Annotated in this window: 15 protein-coding genes; 6 read left to right on the top strand and 9 right to left on the bottom strand. The window is 61.0% G+C overall.

Translation table 11 applies throughout. From position 1 onward, the window contains the following. Positions 1–104: 104 nt before the first annotated feature. From NKH71_RS17870 to NKH71_RS17905, 8 genes are all read right to left on the bottom strand, one after another. On the bottom strand, positions 105–1301 hold the full coding sequence (locus NKH71_RS17870; RefSeq protein ID WP_352482311.1) for a glycosyltransferase family protein: 1197 nt from the start codon (positions 1299–1301) through the stop codon (positions 105–107). Next, positions 1298–2542 carry a glycosyltransferase gene (locus tag NKH71_RS17875; RefSeq protein WP_352482310.1) on the bottom strand — a complete coding sequence of 415 codons (1245 nt, stop codon included), beginning with the start codon at positions 2540–2542 and terminating at the stop codon, positions 1298–1300. Before NKH71_RS17875 ends, NKH71_RS17870 begins: the two co-directional genes overlap by 4 nt. A 1-nt stretch (position 2543) precedes the next feature. Next, positions 2544–3758: a glycosyltransferase family protein gene (locus NKH71_RS17880; protein ID WP_023716538.1), complete on the bottom strand. Its 1215-nt coding sequence runs from the start codon at positions 3756–3758 to the stop codon at positions 2544–2546. A gap of 103 nt (positions 3759–3861) precedes the next feature. Continuing rightward, on the bottom strand, positions 3862–4275 hold the full coding sequence (locus NKH71_RS17885; RefSeq protein WP_352895218.1) for a hypothetical protein: 414 nt from the start codon (positions 4273–4275) through the stop codon (positions 3862–3864). A gap of 344 nt (positions 4276–4619) precedes the next feature. Continuing rightward, complete coding sequence (locus NKH71_RS17890; RefSeq protein ID WP_352590452.1) at positions 4620–5138, bottom strand: SRPBCC family protein; 519 nt, start codon at positions 5136–5138, stop codon at positions 4620–4622. Beyond that, positions 5119–5481: an ArsR/SmtB family transcription factor gene (locus tag NKH71_RS17895; RefSeq protein WP_023716541.1), complete on the bottom strand. Its 363-nt coding sequence runs from the start codon at positions 5479–5481 to the stop codon at positions 5119–5121. Before NKH71_RS17895 ends, NKH71_RS17890 begins: the two co-directional genes overlap by 20 nt. 104 nt (positions 5482–5585) lie before the next feature. Then, a complete protein-coding gene (locus NKH71_RS17900; protein WP_023716542.1) occupies positions 5586–5939 on the bottom strand; it encodes a hypothetical protein in 354 nt (117 codons plus the stop codon). 279 nt (positions 5940–6218) lie between these two features. Beyond that, complete coding sequence (locus NKH71_RS17905) at positions 6219–6506, bottom strand: winged helix-turn-helix transcriptional regulator (protein ID WP_245278483.1); 288 nt, start codon at positions 6504–6506, stop codon at positions 6219–6221. A gap of 194 nt (positions 6507–6700) precedes the next feature. Between NKH71_RS17905 and NKH71_RS17910 the strand changes: the two genes are divergently transcribed. Next, positions 6701–7555 carry an SDR family oxidoreductase gene (locus NKH71_RS17910; RefSeq protein ID WP_352493880.1) on the top strand — a complete coding sequence of 285 codons (855 nt, stop codon included), beginning with the start codon at positions 6701–6703 and terminating at the stop codon, positions 7553–7555. A 55-nt stretch (positions 7556–7610) separates the two neighbouring features. Here the strand turns inward: NKH71_RS17910 and NKH71_RS17915 are convergent, their stop codons facing one another. Next, positions 7611–9671, bottom strand: a complete 2061-nt coding sequence (locus NKH71_RS17915) for a N,N-dimethylformamidase beta subunit family domain-containing protein (RefSeq protein ID WP_352590449.1) — start codon at positions 9669–9671, stop codon at positions 7611–7613. A gap of 197 nt (positions 9672–9868) precedes the next feature. Between NKH71_RS17915 and NKH71_RS17920 the strand changes: the two genes are divergently transcribed. The 5 genes from NKH71_RS17920 (at position 9869) to NKH71_RS17940 (ending at position 15063) form a co-directional block, all read left to right on the top strand. Beyond that, positions 9869–10642: an SDR family NAD(P)-dependent oxidoreductase gene (locus NKH71_RS17920; protein WP_023716546.1), complete on the top strand. Its 774-nt coding sequence runs from the start codon at positions 9869–9871 to the stop codon at positions 10640–10642. A gap of 80 nt (positions 10643–10722) precedes the next feature. Then, a complete protein-coding gene (gene hisD, locus NKH71_RS17925) occupies positions 10723–12045 on the top strand; it encodes a histidinol dehydrogenase (protein WP_352482878.1) in 1323 nt (440 codons plus the stop codon). A 15-nt stretch (positions 12046–12060) separates the two neighbouring features. Further along, on the top strand, positions 12061–13083 hold the full coding sequence (locus NKH71_RS17930; protein WP_352895219.1) for a zinc-dependent alcohol dehydrogenase: 1023 nt from the start codon (positions 12061–12063) through the stop codon (positions 13081–13083). Between the two features lie 31 nt (positions 13084–13114). Then, complete coding sequence (hutC, locus tag NKH71_RS17935; RefSeq protein WP_352547392.1) at positions 13115–13846, top strand: histidine utilization transcriptional repressor HutC; 732 nt, start codon at positions 13115–13117, stop codon at positions 13844–13846. Between the two features lie 215 nt (positions 13847–14061). Beyond that, positions 14062–15063, top strand: a complete 1002-nt coding sequence (locus NKH71_RS17940) for an ABC transporter substrate-binding protein (RefSeq protein WP_352547393.1) — start codon at positions 14062–14064, stop codon at positions 15061–15063. Positions 15064–15138: the final 75 nt, after the last annotated feature.

Consider the following 15138-nt stretch of genomic DNA (forward strand, 5'->3'; position numbering starts at 1 on the left):
GGTTTTCGGACAACGACATGCATAAAACAGGACTTGAAGCGCGTCGCACGAAACTCACCAGACGCGACGTGCGTTAGTCCTACTGAGTCAGTAACGCAGTAGGACTAGGATCTATCGTCTGTTTGATCATGAGCTTTTCCGAAACCGGGCTCCACTTTTAGGGACCATGTTCGATACCGCTCGTGCAGGATTTGCGCGGAGCGACGCGCGCCTTCCAGATCGAGACGATGCGCGGATGGCGTCGGTCTCACAAGCGCCTGTTCGATCGCTTGCGCCAAACCTTCAGGCGTTAGGTCCTTTTCCATCAGCACCGTTGCAAGACCGAGTTCTTCGAGCATCAGGGCGCGAACCGTCTGTTCGGTTTCCCCGCCGGCTGCAAATGGAACGAGCAGGGAGCGACAACCCGCGCGCAGGACATCGCAGACCGTGTTGTAACCCGCCTGCGAGACTGACAGGCGGGCGCCTGTCAGCAGGCTGGCGAAATCCTCGCGGAACCGGAAGATGGACAGGCCCGGCGTGGCATCGCGTGCGATCGCGTCAAATTCGTCTTTCGGCAGGTTTGGGCCGGTGATCAAACACCATTTCCGAGCGTTGTTGGCATTCCGCGCCGCTGCGATCGTGGAGCTGACAAGGCTCTTTCCGGCAGCCCCGCCGCCAACCGACACCAGAACGTCGAAGCGCTCGGAGGCCGCGGGTGAGGGCGGCGCGGCAACGAGCCCTGTGTAGGTGACCTCGGCCCTGATCGTCCCAGCCAGCGGAAATGTCTTGTCGATGGTTGCGAACGCCGGATCGCCGTGGACCATAACAAGGTCGAAATGCCTGTTGATGAGATCGACCGTTTCCTCGTTTCGGCCCGGCTTGACGCGCTCCTGAAGGATGTCACGGACGGACGTCGCCAGCAGCGGTCTGGGCGACGTCGCGTCGATGGCCTCGATCAGCGGCAAGAGTTCGAAACGCATCTGTCGGCGTCCAAATGGAAACGCCTCGAGAATGACGATATCAGGCCTGCAATCCCGGAATGCCTGCAGCAGCATCTCTGAACGCCATTTCTTGAAATCATCGTCGATCGGGTTGCCCTCCAGGTCGACAAGTCCGGAAAATCCTTCATCACCGGAGGTGACAGGTGGCAGGATTACAGATTTTACACCGAGTCCCGGAAACCCGGCGATCGGCGCTCCGCCGGTCACGACGGTCACGTCAAACCCGTCATCGACCAGAGCCGCCGCAATGCGGCTGGCGCGCGCAAGATGGCCGATGCCGAGCAGGTGCTGGACATAGAAGAAAGCGCGCAGCCGCTTCATTCGGCGGCCCGCCACTCCCGCTCGAACAGTTCCTTGAGCTGTCCAATGCTTGCCATATGATCGAAATTGCCGCGCACGCGCCGCTCTGCGGCGTCGCCGAGGCGGGCGCGCAGTACGGGATCACGGATCAGGCGCTCCAGCGCCTGTGCCAGGGCAATTGGGTTTTCCGTCGGAACCAGCAGCCCGGTTTCATCCGGCGATAAAAGCTCCGGCACGCCGGAAATATCGGTCGACACGCAGGCAAGCCGCTGGCTGGCCGCCTCCACCAGAACATTCGGCAGACCGTCACGATCGCCATTTGCGGTGATCCTGCAGGCCAGGGCGAAGATGTCGGCGCGGCGGTAGTGCTCAAGCACTTCCTCCTGCGCAAGCGCGCCTTTCCAAGAGACGCGACCATCCAGTCCGAGCTTTTGCGCCAGCGCCTTGAACCGCTCCAGTTCCTCGCCGCCGCCGATATGCTCGAAACGCCACGCCAAATCACCGGGCAACAGGGCAAGGGCCTGCAGCAACGTATCGTAACCTTTCTTTTCAACGGCGCGCCCGACACTCAGAACGACAACCGGTTCGTCCGGCGCCGAGCCGTCATGCTGCTTTCGCGCCTCGCCGAAACTGCCGAAGCGATCAAGGTCGAGCCCATGATAGCTCAGATGTATAGACGAGTTGCCGTTAGCGAGTTTTTTCAGACGGTCGAAGCCGGTTTTCGTGCAGGTGACCGTCCAGCGCGCCGAGGAAAGCTTGCCGGCCAGATCCCAGTCCGCCGAAGTCCAGATGTCCTTGGCATGGGCCGAGCAGGTCCAGGGCAGGCCACGAAGCTGGCTGGCATAGCGCGTCACCGATGCCGGTGTGTGCGCGAAATGTGCATGCAGCCAGCCCGCGTCTTCCGGCCATTCGGCCGCCAGCACGAGCGCTTGCCCGAAGCGGCGCGCGCGATTGCGCGTAAAGTCGTGGGGGAGATCGGCAGCCAGCGATCCGAGCGTGCGCCAGAAGCACGGCCGCAGCAGATAGGCAAACAGCGAGCGAAGCACGCGCAGCGGCTCTTCATGCAGATATTCCGGCAGATAATGGACCGGCGCTTTGATCTCGTCATGCACGGGGTGGCGTTTTTCGTCGGTCGGCCGCCTGAGCGCGACGAGTATCAGGTCGAACCCTGCACGCTCCAGACCGAGCAATTCCTGCGCGATGAAGGTTTCGGACAGCCGCGGATAGCCCTTCAGAACCACGACGATCTTGCGATGTTGCAACTCAGGTCATTCCTTCAATGACCGAAAGGTGATGGCCGGCCCGCCGGTCGAGCAGTTCCGCGACGATTTCGGAAATATGAGGCAGCCCTTCCAGCGTCAGATGCGGATTGCTCTGTGATGGGTGGGGCCGGTCCGGCAGCGCCACCAGTGCATCGGCAAACCGCTGGGAATCCTTGGCTTCCTCCGGCAAAAGCATCTCGATGAGGCCAAGTTCGGCTGCGCGCCGAGCGCGGATCAGTTGTTCCTGGCGGGGCTCGACGCGCGGCACGATCAGCGCCGGCTTGTCGAAAGACAGTATCTCGCAATAGGTGTTGTAACCGCCCATCGCCACTACCGCCTTGGCGCCGGCAATCAGGTCTTCCATGCGGTTGTCGAACTCGATGATCTTGATGTAGGGGATCTTGGACCCCTTCTTGAGCAGCTTGTTGCGCTTGCGCGCCGGCATGTAAGGCCCAAGCACGATCAGGGCCCTATGCTGCAATTGCGGATCCTGCTGATAGGCATCGATGACGTCGTGGATCAGTTCGGCGCCGTCACCGCCGCCACCGGTAGTAACGAGGATATAGTCGCCCTCGGGCCGGTGGCCGGGCAACTCGTTCCGCTGCAGGCTCCGTTGCAGGAAACCGACGAACCTCATCTTTGCCCTGACAGCCGGCGGCACATCCAAGCCGGTCAACGGATCGTAGAAATCCGGCGGGCCATAGGCCCAGACCTTGTCGTAGAACAGGCCTATCTTGCGCATCACATCCCTGCGTGCCCACTCTGCTTCGAGCAGATGCGGCGCATCCATTACCTCGCGCAGGCCAAGCACGAGAGTGGTGCCCCGCGTCTTGAGGTAGGACAGCGTGTCCTCGATCTCACCGCGCAGGCCGAGCGGTTCCTTGTCGACGATGAAGATATCCGGCCGGAAGGTCTCAGCTGTATGGCGGATGATCGACTGGCGCATCCTTAGCGTCTCATGCAGATCGATGTCCTTTTCCAGCGAGGTGTATTCGCCGTTGCGCAGCTTGATGACGCTGGGGATCTTCACGAAGTCGACACGGGCGCGGTAGTCGAAGGCGCCAGCGATAGTCGCACCCGAAATGATAAGCACCTGAAGTCCGCGGAAATCCTCGACCAGCGAATGCGCGATAGTCCGGCAGCGCTGCAAATGGCCGAGCCCGAACGTGTCGTGGCTGTACATGAGAATTCGAGCGTTTTCTGCGTGCTGGGTCATTGTTGAACGTCTCTTAGAATTCTCGCTTTGAGGACCGTGAGCGACCCGCCGGCTTCGAAACCATCCTGGTTTTGAAACATGAGGCCGCGATTTTCAATTTGTATTACTTCTGTGGAATGCCTGTCAGATAACTTTCTGATTGCCTGAGTCCGAAACTAGATGGATTGACGAATATCGCCTCGGCGGGAGCGGGTCGAGACTCCCCGTTGTTGTTTTGGGGATCGAAGGGGAAAGCGGTGTCCAAAAGATCGGCAGAAGTCATCGCTCTTGATTCCAATAAGGCCTCTCCGAACTTGATTGGTTTCCGAGCGGTGAAAGCGAATTCCGCTATCCTGCGCATATAGTCAATTGCTTGATCGGTATACGAAAGGACAGGGTCACCGGGCGTCGCACGGCGCATGTTGTTGTAGAACTCATTTCGCGCGCCATTGCTCTCGGTCTTGGGGGACCAAAAGTGCTGCCCATCAATCTCTTGACGGGCGGTCTGATTATGATTCACCGACCAGAACTGAGCCATCTATCGCCCAAGCTAGCCGGAATTTCGGCAGGAATCGAGTGGACGCCAGCGCTCACAACACACCGCCTGCGGCAGAGTGTGTGCAACACCGGTTACTTGTCGATCGCTATGGCCTCTGGCTAATGCCTTAGCTGGGGCGGTGACGGTCCTTTTTGAGACGACCTGAGCGCGTCGCCGAACGTCGCGAGGTGCGAAAATCACTCGATTGGTCCCGATAGTTGGCGAAACCTCAATGAGTTTGATGATTGGCCTCGTAGGTTCACAGAGGGCGGCGACGATCTCGTCGGGGTTCTCTTCCGCCTAGTTGAAGATCCAGGCTGCCGACCGGGAGATCGACGACTTCATCACCGTCGCACGCTCGCGCCTAGCGTGACGAGAAGCTCGTCCAGTTGCTCGAACGTCTCGCCCATCGCATCCGCCGCCCCGGTGCCGGCAGCGTCGAGAGCTTCCTTTGAGGGATAGAGCTCGTGCATGACCAGCAGCGTCTTGCCACCTATTTCCTCGAAGGTCACCGTGGTGATGGGTCCACCGTCACCACCTTCGTCATTGGTCCAGACGAGGCGCGAGTGCGGTGTCACTTCGATATACCTACCGAAGAACTCGTCAGGGTTTGAGGCATCGTGGCCGAATACCAAACGGTACCTGCCCCCGACACGAACATCCATCTCGCAGGAACGCAGGAACATGCCCATCGACTTCGGTGCCCACCACCGCATGAACAGCTCGGGCTTGGTCCAAGCCTCGAACACGGTGCGTGCCGGCGCGTCAAAGGTTCGCGTAACGACCAGCTCCCGGTCGGACTTCCGTTCCACCATCGTGCGGTTCTGCATGGGGGTGGGCTCACTAGCTCTTGTTTCGTCCATCGACTTTCTCCTTCCGTTTCAATTCCTCGACAACCTTGTCCAACTCGTTGAAGCGTGCGTCCCAGAGCTGGCGGTGCCTCTCGATCCATGCCGCCTCTTCCTCCAGTGCGCGTAGGCCAAGCTTGCAGGTCCGCACGCGCCCAACCTTCTCCGTGGTGACGAGCCCCGCCTTCTCCAAGACGCCGACGTGCTTCTTCATGCCCGTGAGGGTCATGTGGAACTTTTCGGCAAGGTCCGTGATCGAGGCGTCTGCTCGTCCGAGTTGCTCCAAAACGCCGCGCCGGGTGGCGTCCGAGAGCGCGGCGAATGAGGCATCGAGGTGGGGCATTAAATACTGAACCATATGGTTCAGTATTTAACAGACGGGCTGGCGGCGTGCAAGGGGAGACCGAGTGGGCTGCGTTGCCGGCCGCCCCTTCTGGTAAATCGCAAGCGATTAGCGGATGTTCAAGTCGGAGCAGGGTCGGTGAGGAAGGGCATGATGTCCACGCCGTCTCCTGGGAAGACGGTGAAATGCGGGTGGTTCTCGAACAGGCGGGCGGCGGCATCGATGGTATCGGCCTCGACGACAATATAGCCGCAGAAAGGGTTCACGGCGTCGGCGATGCCGTCCCTGGTAACGCGCCTCGTCTTACCGACCATGCCGCCGCGATCGGGGAAAAATGCGGCATTTCTCTCCTCCCAGTCCGCCCACAGCTGTAAGCCGACGGCATCAATCGTATCCTGCTCGGGCTTAGGCAGGCTGCGAAAGCGGGCGAGGTCTTCGGGCTTCATGGTGTAGACGGCAAGAAAGCGGGGCATGCGGCGGTTTTTCTTCGTGCTGGCAGAAGCATGCTAGCTTAGACTCCTGGAGGGCCCAAGTCACTGCGCATTACCACCCTTTGGCGCTCCGTATCTTTCAGTCCGAAATGATGACCCGAGGCTAAGGTTGGCCATCTATTTTGAACGCTGACCTGGGCGGGCGGAACTGCTCCACCACCAGATCAACACGCACATCAAGCGTCATCCTCGCTGTTAAGCGCAGGCCGAAAGTAGTGTCGACGCCACAAACTCGCGATTCTCTGATGTGCTCGCGATTCTCTAAAGAACAGAATCACCGAGCAGCAGGCGCGACCCGACCTCCACGATAGACCTGATAGCCGGCAGCAGCTCCTGCCCCAACGAGGTCAGCTCATATTCCACCGTCGGCGGCGAGGTCGCCATCACGTTGCGACCGAGGACGCCGCGCTCCTCGAGATCCCGCAGTCTGCTGGTCAGTACCTTCGCCGAAACGGCTGGGATATCGCGGCGGAGTTCCGAGAACCGACGCGGGCCTTCGCTCAGGGACCAGAGCACCTCGGGTGTCCAGCAGCCGCCAAGCAGCGCCATGCATCTCGACATGGGGCAGCCGGGGGGAGCCTTCACCTTCTTTCGCGCCTTGAGAACCATCGCACACCCTTCTCGAGGAGTTTCCAGTTGGTTACCGGAAAATGGCGGTAACCGCAAGATACGTGGTTTCCAATGGTAACGATGGCCGCTATTCGAAGGCTCTCCAATCACACAACCACGAAATGGACTGAACGATGTATGCAATAACTGGAGCAACAGGACAGCTTGGCCGTCTCGTGATCGAGGCACTGCTGAAGACCATTCCCGCCGACCGGATCGTCGCGGCGGTTCGCAATCCGGCAAAGGCCAGCGATCTGGCGGAGCTCGGTGTGATCGTAAGGGAGGCGGACTACGACCGTCCCGACACGCTCGCCCCGGCCTTCGCCGGCGTCCAGAAACTGCTACTGATTTCGTCGACCGAGGTCAGCGGCCGCCTGCCGCAGCATCGGGCGGTGATCGAGGCAACCCAACGCGCCGGAGTTTCGCTGATCGCTTACACCAGCATGCTGCATGCCGACACGTCTTCCGCAACGCTCGCAATCGAGCACCGGCAGACGGAGGAGGTCATCGCGGACTTGGGCGTTCCCGCCGTCATCCTGCGCAATGGCTGGTACACCGAGAACCATCTGCTGGCGCTTCCGGCGGCTCTGGAGCACGGCGCCTTCGTCGGCGCCGCGAAAGACGGGCGTTTCTCGTCCGCAGCGCGGCGGGACTATGCCGAGGCCGCAGCCGTGGTGCTGACGACCGACGACCATGCGGGAAAGACGTACGAGCTCGCCGCAGACCAAGCCTTTACGCTCGCCGAGCTTGCGGCGGAGGTCTCGCGGCAGTCGGGCAAGGCTATCGCCTACAACGATTTTTCCCAAGCCGCCTATCAGGATGTGTTGGCGGGGGCCGGGCTGCCGGCCGACCTCGCTGCGCTTCTGGCCGATACCGACGCCGCAGCCTCACGCGGAGCGTTGTTCGATGACGGAGGCGCCCTCGGGCGGCTGATCGGTCGTCCGACCACTTCGATGCAAAGCCTCGTCGCGGCCGCATTGCGCGGTTGAAGGCTGGGCTCAGCGACTTGAGGATGCGGTCTTTCTCGTAATGAGACCAATCAGCTTATCGATTTTCTCGGCCGGGTTCTCCTTTCGTCGCGCCGAGGCGGTTAAGCAGATTAAACGTGATCCTGCCGACATCGTTCATGGCGCCTGCGGCTGGCAGCGCGCCGCACCAGGCAACCGAGCTTGCCGAAAAGATCAAGCCGCCTGCTGCGAGCTTTCGCAGGGTCATTTCGGCGCAGCGGCGGGCGATGCGTTGCGTATCCCCGCCCTCGCACCAGCGCGTCGGATCCTGGAAGAAGCTGTCGGGAAATCCCGTCGCACGCGCGATCACGACGGTGTCCGCGGATGTGCCGAGGGCTGGATCCGTCGCATCCACTTCGTAGCCCGCGGCACCGCCCAGCACGATGCCGTCCGAACCGAAGGTCGCATTTTCAACGCCTTCGAACAGCCATGCGCATCCTGCTTCATGGCTTTCGTCAGTGCGCGTGAAGGGGCGTGCGCCTTCGAATCCCATCAGTGAGATCGCGCCACCGATCAGCGAGAATTCGCCGCGGCCACGGGAGCGGAGATAGCCGCCTGGTTCGTTGGTGATCGACAGCGCTTGTTCGGCGACCGGGCCGTCCCACGTGCGGCCGGCCTCCAGCGGCGAGCGCCGCAGCTCCATCAGATCGTCCTTGAAAGCCACAGTGGCGGCGAAGCCGTTTCCGCCGAGATAGGCGATGCTGCCGCCTTCGGCCACAAACTGCCGCAGCGCCTGCTCCATCTCGATCGACATATATTCGGGATGACTGCCGGTGACGACCGCTTGGTGTCCACGCAGACCGTCTATACCGCATTCGTGCAAATCATGATCGGTCATGACGTCAAACACGATTCCATTGTCGTGGCAGAATCGGAGGAAGTGCAGATCGACCGGCAAATTGTGTGGGCAGCCGCAGAGGGGATAATCGTAATCGTCCCTGAGCGTCACTTTCGGCTTTTTGTAGGAGCAGATAGAAACGCCGCTAAGGTCGGAGTGGTAGTCGTAAAGAGACTTCAGATTGTTGGCGACCGCGAAGCGATGTCCCCGGTCGTCGCTTTTCCATTCATAAAGATGATCTGGGAGATATTCGTCCGCATAAGCGAGATAGGTGGCCGTCGGCACGAGATACAACAGCGGCGACGAAACCTGTGATGAGGTGACGAAGAACACCACGCGTTCGTAGCTATCCTCCCATTCGATCTGGAACGCGTAGACGCCTGGGCGTGCGTTTTCAGGGATTGTCACGCAGTGCGATGCCGGCCACTCAAGCGGGCCGATGTCGTCGTCGTGGCAATGGATAGCGTCGTAGTGCGACGGCACGAAGCGAGGTTCGAAGCTCGATCCGTCCCAGCGTGCCGAAGTCATGCAGAAGGCTGGCTGATTGATCACATCGAGGAGCAGCGGATCTGCTCTGCCCGACGACAGGATCGGCTGCGTTGGTAACAGCGTCGGGAAATCCCAGGCAATGGTCCCCTGCGGTGTCTCGAGCCGGATCGCGGCAAATTTCGCGTTGAGGGTAGGTTCGTGGTGAGTAGCACTTGCGCCGAAATGGATGCCGTGCGCTTGAAGGTTCCGCGCAGGGCTGCCAAAACCTTCACGAAGTTCGTAAGGCGCGAGGAGATCATGCGATTTGATCCGCAGACGCGGCTGCTCCTGCCGCAGATCCAACTCGACAGTGAGCCACACACCAGTTGGCGCCTTCCTCTCGACAAAGGTTTCGCCGCCGATTTCCAGGGCAAATGCGCCGTCGCGGAGGCGCAGCTTGAGGGCGCCTGCTTCCAGGATCGTACGCGCACCTCCGTTGCGCGTGAGGAACAGCTCAAAACGAATGCCGTGGACGGCTTGTACTTTGGCCAGTTCGCCGGCTCGCACGAACAGGAACGACCCTTGGTCGAAATGCCGATGCCGTGGTTCACCCACCGCTTCGATGGGCCAGGCCAGAAATTCCGGAGCCGGCTTGTCGAGTCGGCAAATTCGTGTGGCCTTTATCGGCCGATCGCATGACAGGCTGAGGTTGATCTGCTGGCCTGCTTTGGCACTCCAGGGGGTGGTATAACCAACCACGCTCATCGCGTCGTGGTCTACTGCGCGCTTCATCTATCCTCCCGATGAACTCCAGATGGGCTGCGGCGAACCGCGCAGACCCGTCCGATGCCGGCCAATACGCTGCCGCTCTGACAAGCAAAGTTCCGCATGGCGCACTACCGCCATGATGTACATGCTTGTATAGATAAGCTGCATTCGGATAGTCTCGACGCGATCGGTCCAAGCGCGACATTACCAAGGAGGATGACATGCGCAACGCATCTCTCTTCGACCTGTCAGGCAGGAAGGCGCTTGTAACCGGCGCAAGCCGTGGCATCGGGCGCAGCATCGCCGAGGCGCTCAGCGCAGCCGGCGCCGACGTCGCGATCACGGCGCGCAGCGTGGCCTCGCTCGAGGAGACGGTGGCCGCCATCCGCACTGCCGGCGGGGCCGCGCATGCCATCGCCCTGGACGTCACCGATGTCGACCAATGCCGGGCGGCGACAGCCGAGGCCGGCAGCCTGCTCGGAGGTCTCGATATTCTCGTCAACAATGCGGGTGTGGAAGAGGTCCGGCCCTCGCTCGATGTCGACGAGGCCTTGTGGGACAGGATTGTCGATACGAATCTCAAAGGCGCCTTCTTCTGCGCCCAAGCCGCCGCGCGGCAGATGAGAGACGCCGGACGGCCCGGCGTCATTATCAATCTCTGCTCGTTGACCTCCGAGGTCGGGATTCCCACGGCGGTGCCTTACGGCTCGTCGAAATCAGGCCTCCTCGGCATGACGCGGGCGCTTGCGGCGGAGTGGGCCGATCTCGGGATCCGGGTCAACGCCATCGCGCCTGGCTATTTCAGGACAGCGATGACAGACGTGTTCTACAGCAACGAGGCATGGCAGCAATCGATGCTCGCCAAGATTCCGCAGCGCCGTTTTGGTGATCTCTCGGACCTGCACGGAATCGCGGTGTTCCTCGCTTCGGATGCGGCAGCCTACATAACGGGCCAGTCCATTCCCGTGGATGGAGGCTTTCTCGCATCGATTTGAAGGCTTCAGGGACTGGAGACGTGTCCCAGAAGTGATCGACAAGCGCTAACCGTGATTGCGTACTAAGAAAAGGAGCCGCCATGTCTGACGTCAGCTTCCACCGCCTGTCATCCCTCAGTGTCGATCAGCGCGCCAATTTACTTAAACGCGCCGAAGGAGATCTGTCTTCCTTCATCGAAAAGGTCCGTCCAATCATCCAGGCCGTCAAGAATGAAGGTGACGCGGCCTTGCTCCGGTTTGCGCGCGAGCTCGACAAAGCCGATGTTGCCGACGGTGGACTGAAAGCTTCGGAAGCGGAGTTCGATGCGGCATTCGACAAGGTCGACAAGGATGTCGTGGAGAGTATCCGGTTTGGCATCGAGAACATAAGGCATTTCCACGAGGAGCAGCGCCCGGAGACGATGTGGCTCAAGGAAGTTCGGCCTGGCGCCTATGCGGGTGACCGATACACACCGATCGCTTCGGTTGCGCTTTATGTTCCGCGCGGCAAAGGCGCCTTCCCCTCGGTGACGATGATGACCTCGGTTCCGGCGGTGATTGCCGGGGTTCCGCAGATCGCGATCGTGACGCCTGCGACTTCGGATGGTTCCGTCGATGCCGCGACGCTGGTTGCCGCCCGCCTCGCCGGCGTGGAGACCGTGTACAAGTGCGGCGGCGCCCATGCGGTTGCCGCTGTCGCCTATGGAACCGAGACTGTGAAGCCCGCCGTCAAGATCGTCGGACCGGGGAGCCCGTGGGTAGTGGCGGCAAAGAGCGTGTTGTCCCCGATCGTCAACACGGGTCTCCCCGCCGGTCCGTCCGAAGCGATCATCTTTGCCGATGACAGCATCGACGGCGGCCTGGCCGCTCTTGACCTGTTGATCGAGGCCGAGCACGGGCCGGATTCGTCCGCCTATCTGGTGACGCACAGCCGCAAGGTCGCCGAAGCCGCGTTGATTGCGATACCGGAACACTGGTCCCGGATGACCGAACAGCGCGTGGAGTTCTCGCGCGCCGTGCTCACCGGAAAACGCGGCGGTATTGTGCTGACCGAATCGCTGGAGGACAGCTACCGCTTCATCAACGACTATGCGCCGGAGCATCTCGAGATTCTGTCAACGGAGCCATTTGCGCATCTCGGACGTATCACAGAAGCCGCCGAGATCCTCATGGGGCCGCATACCCCGGTGACCCTCGCCAACTTCGTCCTCGGGCCCAATGCGGTGCTGCCGACCAGCCGGTGGGCGCGAACCTTCGGACCGCTTTCTGTGACGGATTTCGTCAAGAGATCATCAGTCGGCTATGTGACCTCGGCCGCCTATCCGGAACTCGCACTGCATGCCCGCAGGCTCGCCCGTTACGAAGGGTTCAGCTCGCACGAGAACGCGGTTTCGGAGATCCGCGATCGCTATCTCGCCGGCTGAGCGGAAACGATGATGATGAGGGCGGCACGACTCCATGGACCCGGCGACTTGCGCGTCGAGAACATCGCCGCGCCAGGCGCTCCCGAGGTGGGCTGGGTGAAGCTGAGGGTCGATGCCGCAGGCATCTGCGGTTCCGATCTCCACAACTTCCGCACGGGCCAGTGGATAAGCCGGTCGCCTTCGACGGCAGGCCATGAACTGACAGGCACGGTGATCGCCATCGGCGAGGGCGTGGATACCGTCGCTGTTGGCGACCGAGTGGTCGCCGATTCCCGCTTCTGGTGCGGAGAGTGCGCGCAATGCCATGCAGGCAGGCGGCATCTTTGCACGTCGCTGGGCTTTGTTGGCGAAATATGCGACGGCGGATTTGCCGAACAAGCGGTCCTGCCCGCACGCCTGCTGCACGTCGTCGATACCGCGCTTGACGAACGGGTCGCGGCGATGGCCGAGCCGCTGGCTGTAGCGTTGCATGCAGTGCGGCGTCTGCCGAAAACGGTCGGCTCCGTTCTTGTCGTCGGCTGCGGCACCATTGGCGGTCTTGCCGCGCTGCTGCTCTCTCGAACCTTCGCAGGTACCGTGCTCGTCGCCGATCGCAACCCTGGCCGATGCGCCCGGGTGGCGCGGGTGACAGACGCCAGCATCGTCGACTTGAACCGGGACGCCATTGCCGCGGCGACCGCGGATGCCCCCTTGCTCGCTGCCGTCGAAGCGACCGGCAGTATCGCAGCACTCAGCCAGCTGCTCGGCGTTCTCGATGCCGGCGGCACCGTTGCGATGGTCGGCATATTCCATGGGCGCCTCGATATCGATCCCAACATCCTGGTTGAACGCGAAATCACATTGCTGGGATGCCACGCCTTTGCAGATGAGCTTCCCGACGCCATCCGGATGCTCGGCGAATTGACCGAGCCCATGGTCGAACTGATCGACCGCGAGATCGGTCTGGATGATGTTCCCGCAGCCTATGAGCGGCTGTTGGCGGGGCAGGGCGATAGCTTGAAAACAATCATCCGGATGCGGTCTGCCGGGCGCGTGTGATTTCCGAACGTTGCCGGAAAGGATTTTTGAAATGATCACTTTGCCCGACACCGCCAGCCCTCTTTACGAGAAGGTCAAGGACTACATCCTGACGAACATCGGAACGGGGCGATGGAGCAAGGATCGGAAGCTGCCGTCCGAAAATGAATTCGTGGCGACACTCGGCGTGTCTCGGATGACGGTCCATCGTGCCTTGCGGGAGTTGACCTCTGCGGGTTTTCTGATCCGGCTCCAGGGCGTCGGCACATTCATCGCGCCACCTCGACCGCAATCCGCACTGATCGAAATCAACAACATCGCAGCGGAAATTGTCGCGCGGGGAAACAGGCATCGCTCCGCGGTTATCGTCCTCGAAGAGATCATGCCGACAAAGGAACTCGCGCTTTCGTTCGAGTTCGCAAAGCGCGCGTCGATCTATCATTCCATTGTCGTCAACTTCGAGAACGACCTGCCTGTGCAACTGGAAGAGCGCTTCGTCAACCCGGGCCTGATACCCGACTATGACAAGCAGGATTTTTCCAGGACAGCAACCTACGACTATCTCATGCAGAAAACCCCGGTGACGGAGGTCGAGCATATCATTTCGGCGACCCCTGCCGATGCCGAAACGGCGCGGCATCTGGGCATCGATGCCGGCAGCTGCTGCCTGCTTCTGCATCGCCGGACATGGACGGGCGCCGTCGTTGCCACGATCAGCAAGCTGACTTACGTTGGAAGCCGCTACTCGCTTGGCAGTCGGTATTCTCCGTCCAAAAAAACCTGATCGCAGTGAAGCGATTCAGAGAGGTCTGACTTGTATATGCATGTATGTATTTAGCCTTGACATCCGCTGTTGCTGACGTTGAAGTGTCGTCGCACTTCGGTTGAACTGACGCTAAGATGCCGAGGCACGGTGCCGCAAGAGCAGAAGCCCGCATTCTCACCAGGCCGGATGTTTGGTTCAAAAAAAGCGGCCTGATCATCAAGGGGAACAAGACGATGCGTAACCTAGCAGGACAATTTCGGGCACTCGTTATGGTTGCTGCCGTCGGGTTCGCCCCGGCGGCCTACGCGGCCGATACAACCATTCCGGCGACGCCTGAGGCAGGAACATTCAAGATCGGCATCGAGCCATGGCTTGGCTACGGCCAGTGGCACGTCGCCGAAGCCAAGGGTCTGTTCAAGGCAAACGGGCTGTCCGACGTACAGATCGTGAACTTCGCCGAGGACAAGGACATCAACGCCGCCTTGGCCAGCGGCCAGCTCGATGCCGCCAATATCGCGACCCACACGGCCATGGGCATGGTTGCGGCCGGCCTGCCGGTGAAGATCGTGCTTCTGCTCGACGTCAGCATGACGGCGGACGCCATGATCGCCGGCAAGGACATCGCCTCCGTCGCTGACCTCAAGGGAAAGCAGGTCGCTTTCGAGGAAGGCACGACGAGCGACATCCTGCTCAAATACGCGCTGGCCAAGAACGGCATGTCCATCGCCGATGTCCAGCCGGTTCCGATGCCGGCGGCGGATGCCGGCAGTGCGTTGATCGCTGGCCAGGTGCCGGTCGCGGTTACCTATGAGCCCTATCTCACCGCGGCCAGGGCGCAGAACAAGGATGTCAAGCTGCTCTTCACCGCGGGCGAAGATCCCGGCCTGATCAGCGACGTGTTCGTGGTGCGCGATGAGGTGATCGAGTCGCGTCCCGGCCAGGTGCTTGCCATGATCAAGACCTGGGATGCGGCCCTGAAGGCCTACAACGCCGACACGCCCGACGGCCGGGCGATCATCTCCAAGGCGGTCGGTTCGAGCGTCGAAGACCTCAACACCGCCTTTGATGGCGTGCGTTACTATACTCTCGCCGAAAACAAGGATGCGCTGACGGGCGAATTTTCCACCAAGACATTCGCCGATGTCGAGGCGGCCGCCAAGAACGCCGGGCTGCTTCAGGCGGACGTGACGCCGGAGCAGATGATCGACCCGTCATTCGTCAAGGCCGCGAAATGACGAGGGCCGGCTCGCGGTGGTGACGCAAATGTCCGAGCAGCGTGCGACCAAGCCAAGCCCGTCTCACGCAGCACC

Source organism: Mesorhizobium sp. M0983 (assembly GCF_040318975.1).
Taxonomy (GTDB): Bacteria; Pseudomonadota; Alphaproteobacteria; order Rhizobiales; family Rhizobiaceae; genus Mesorhizobium.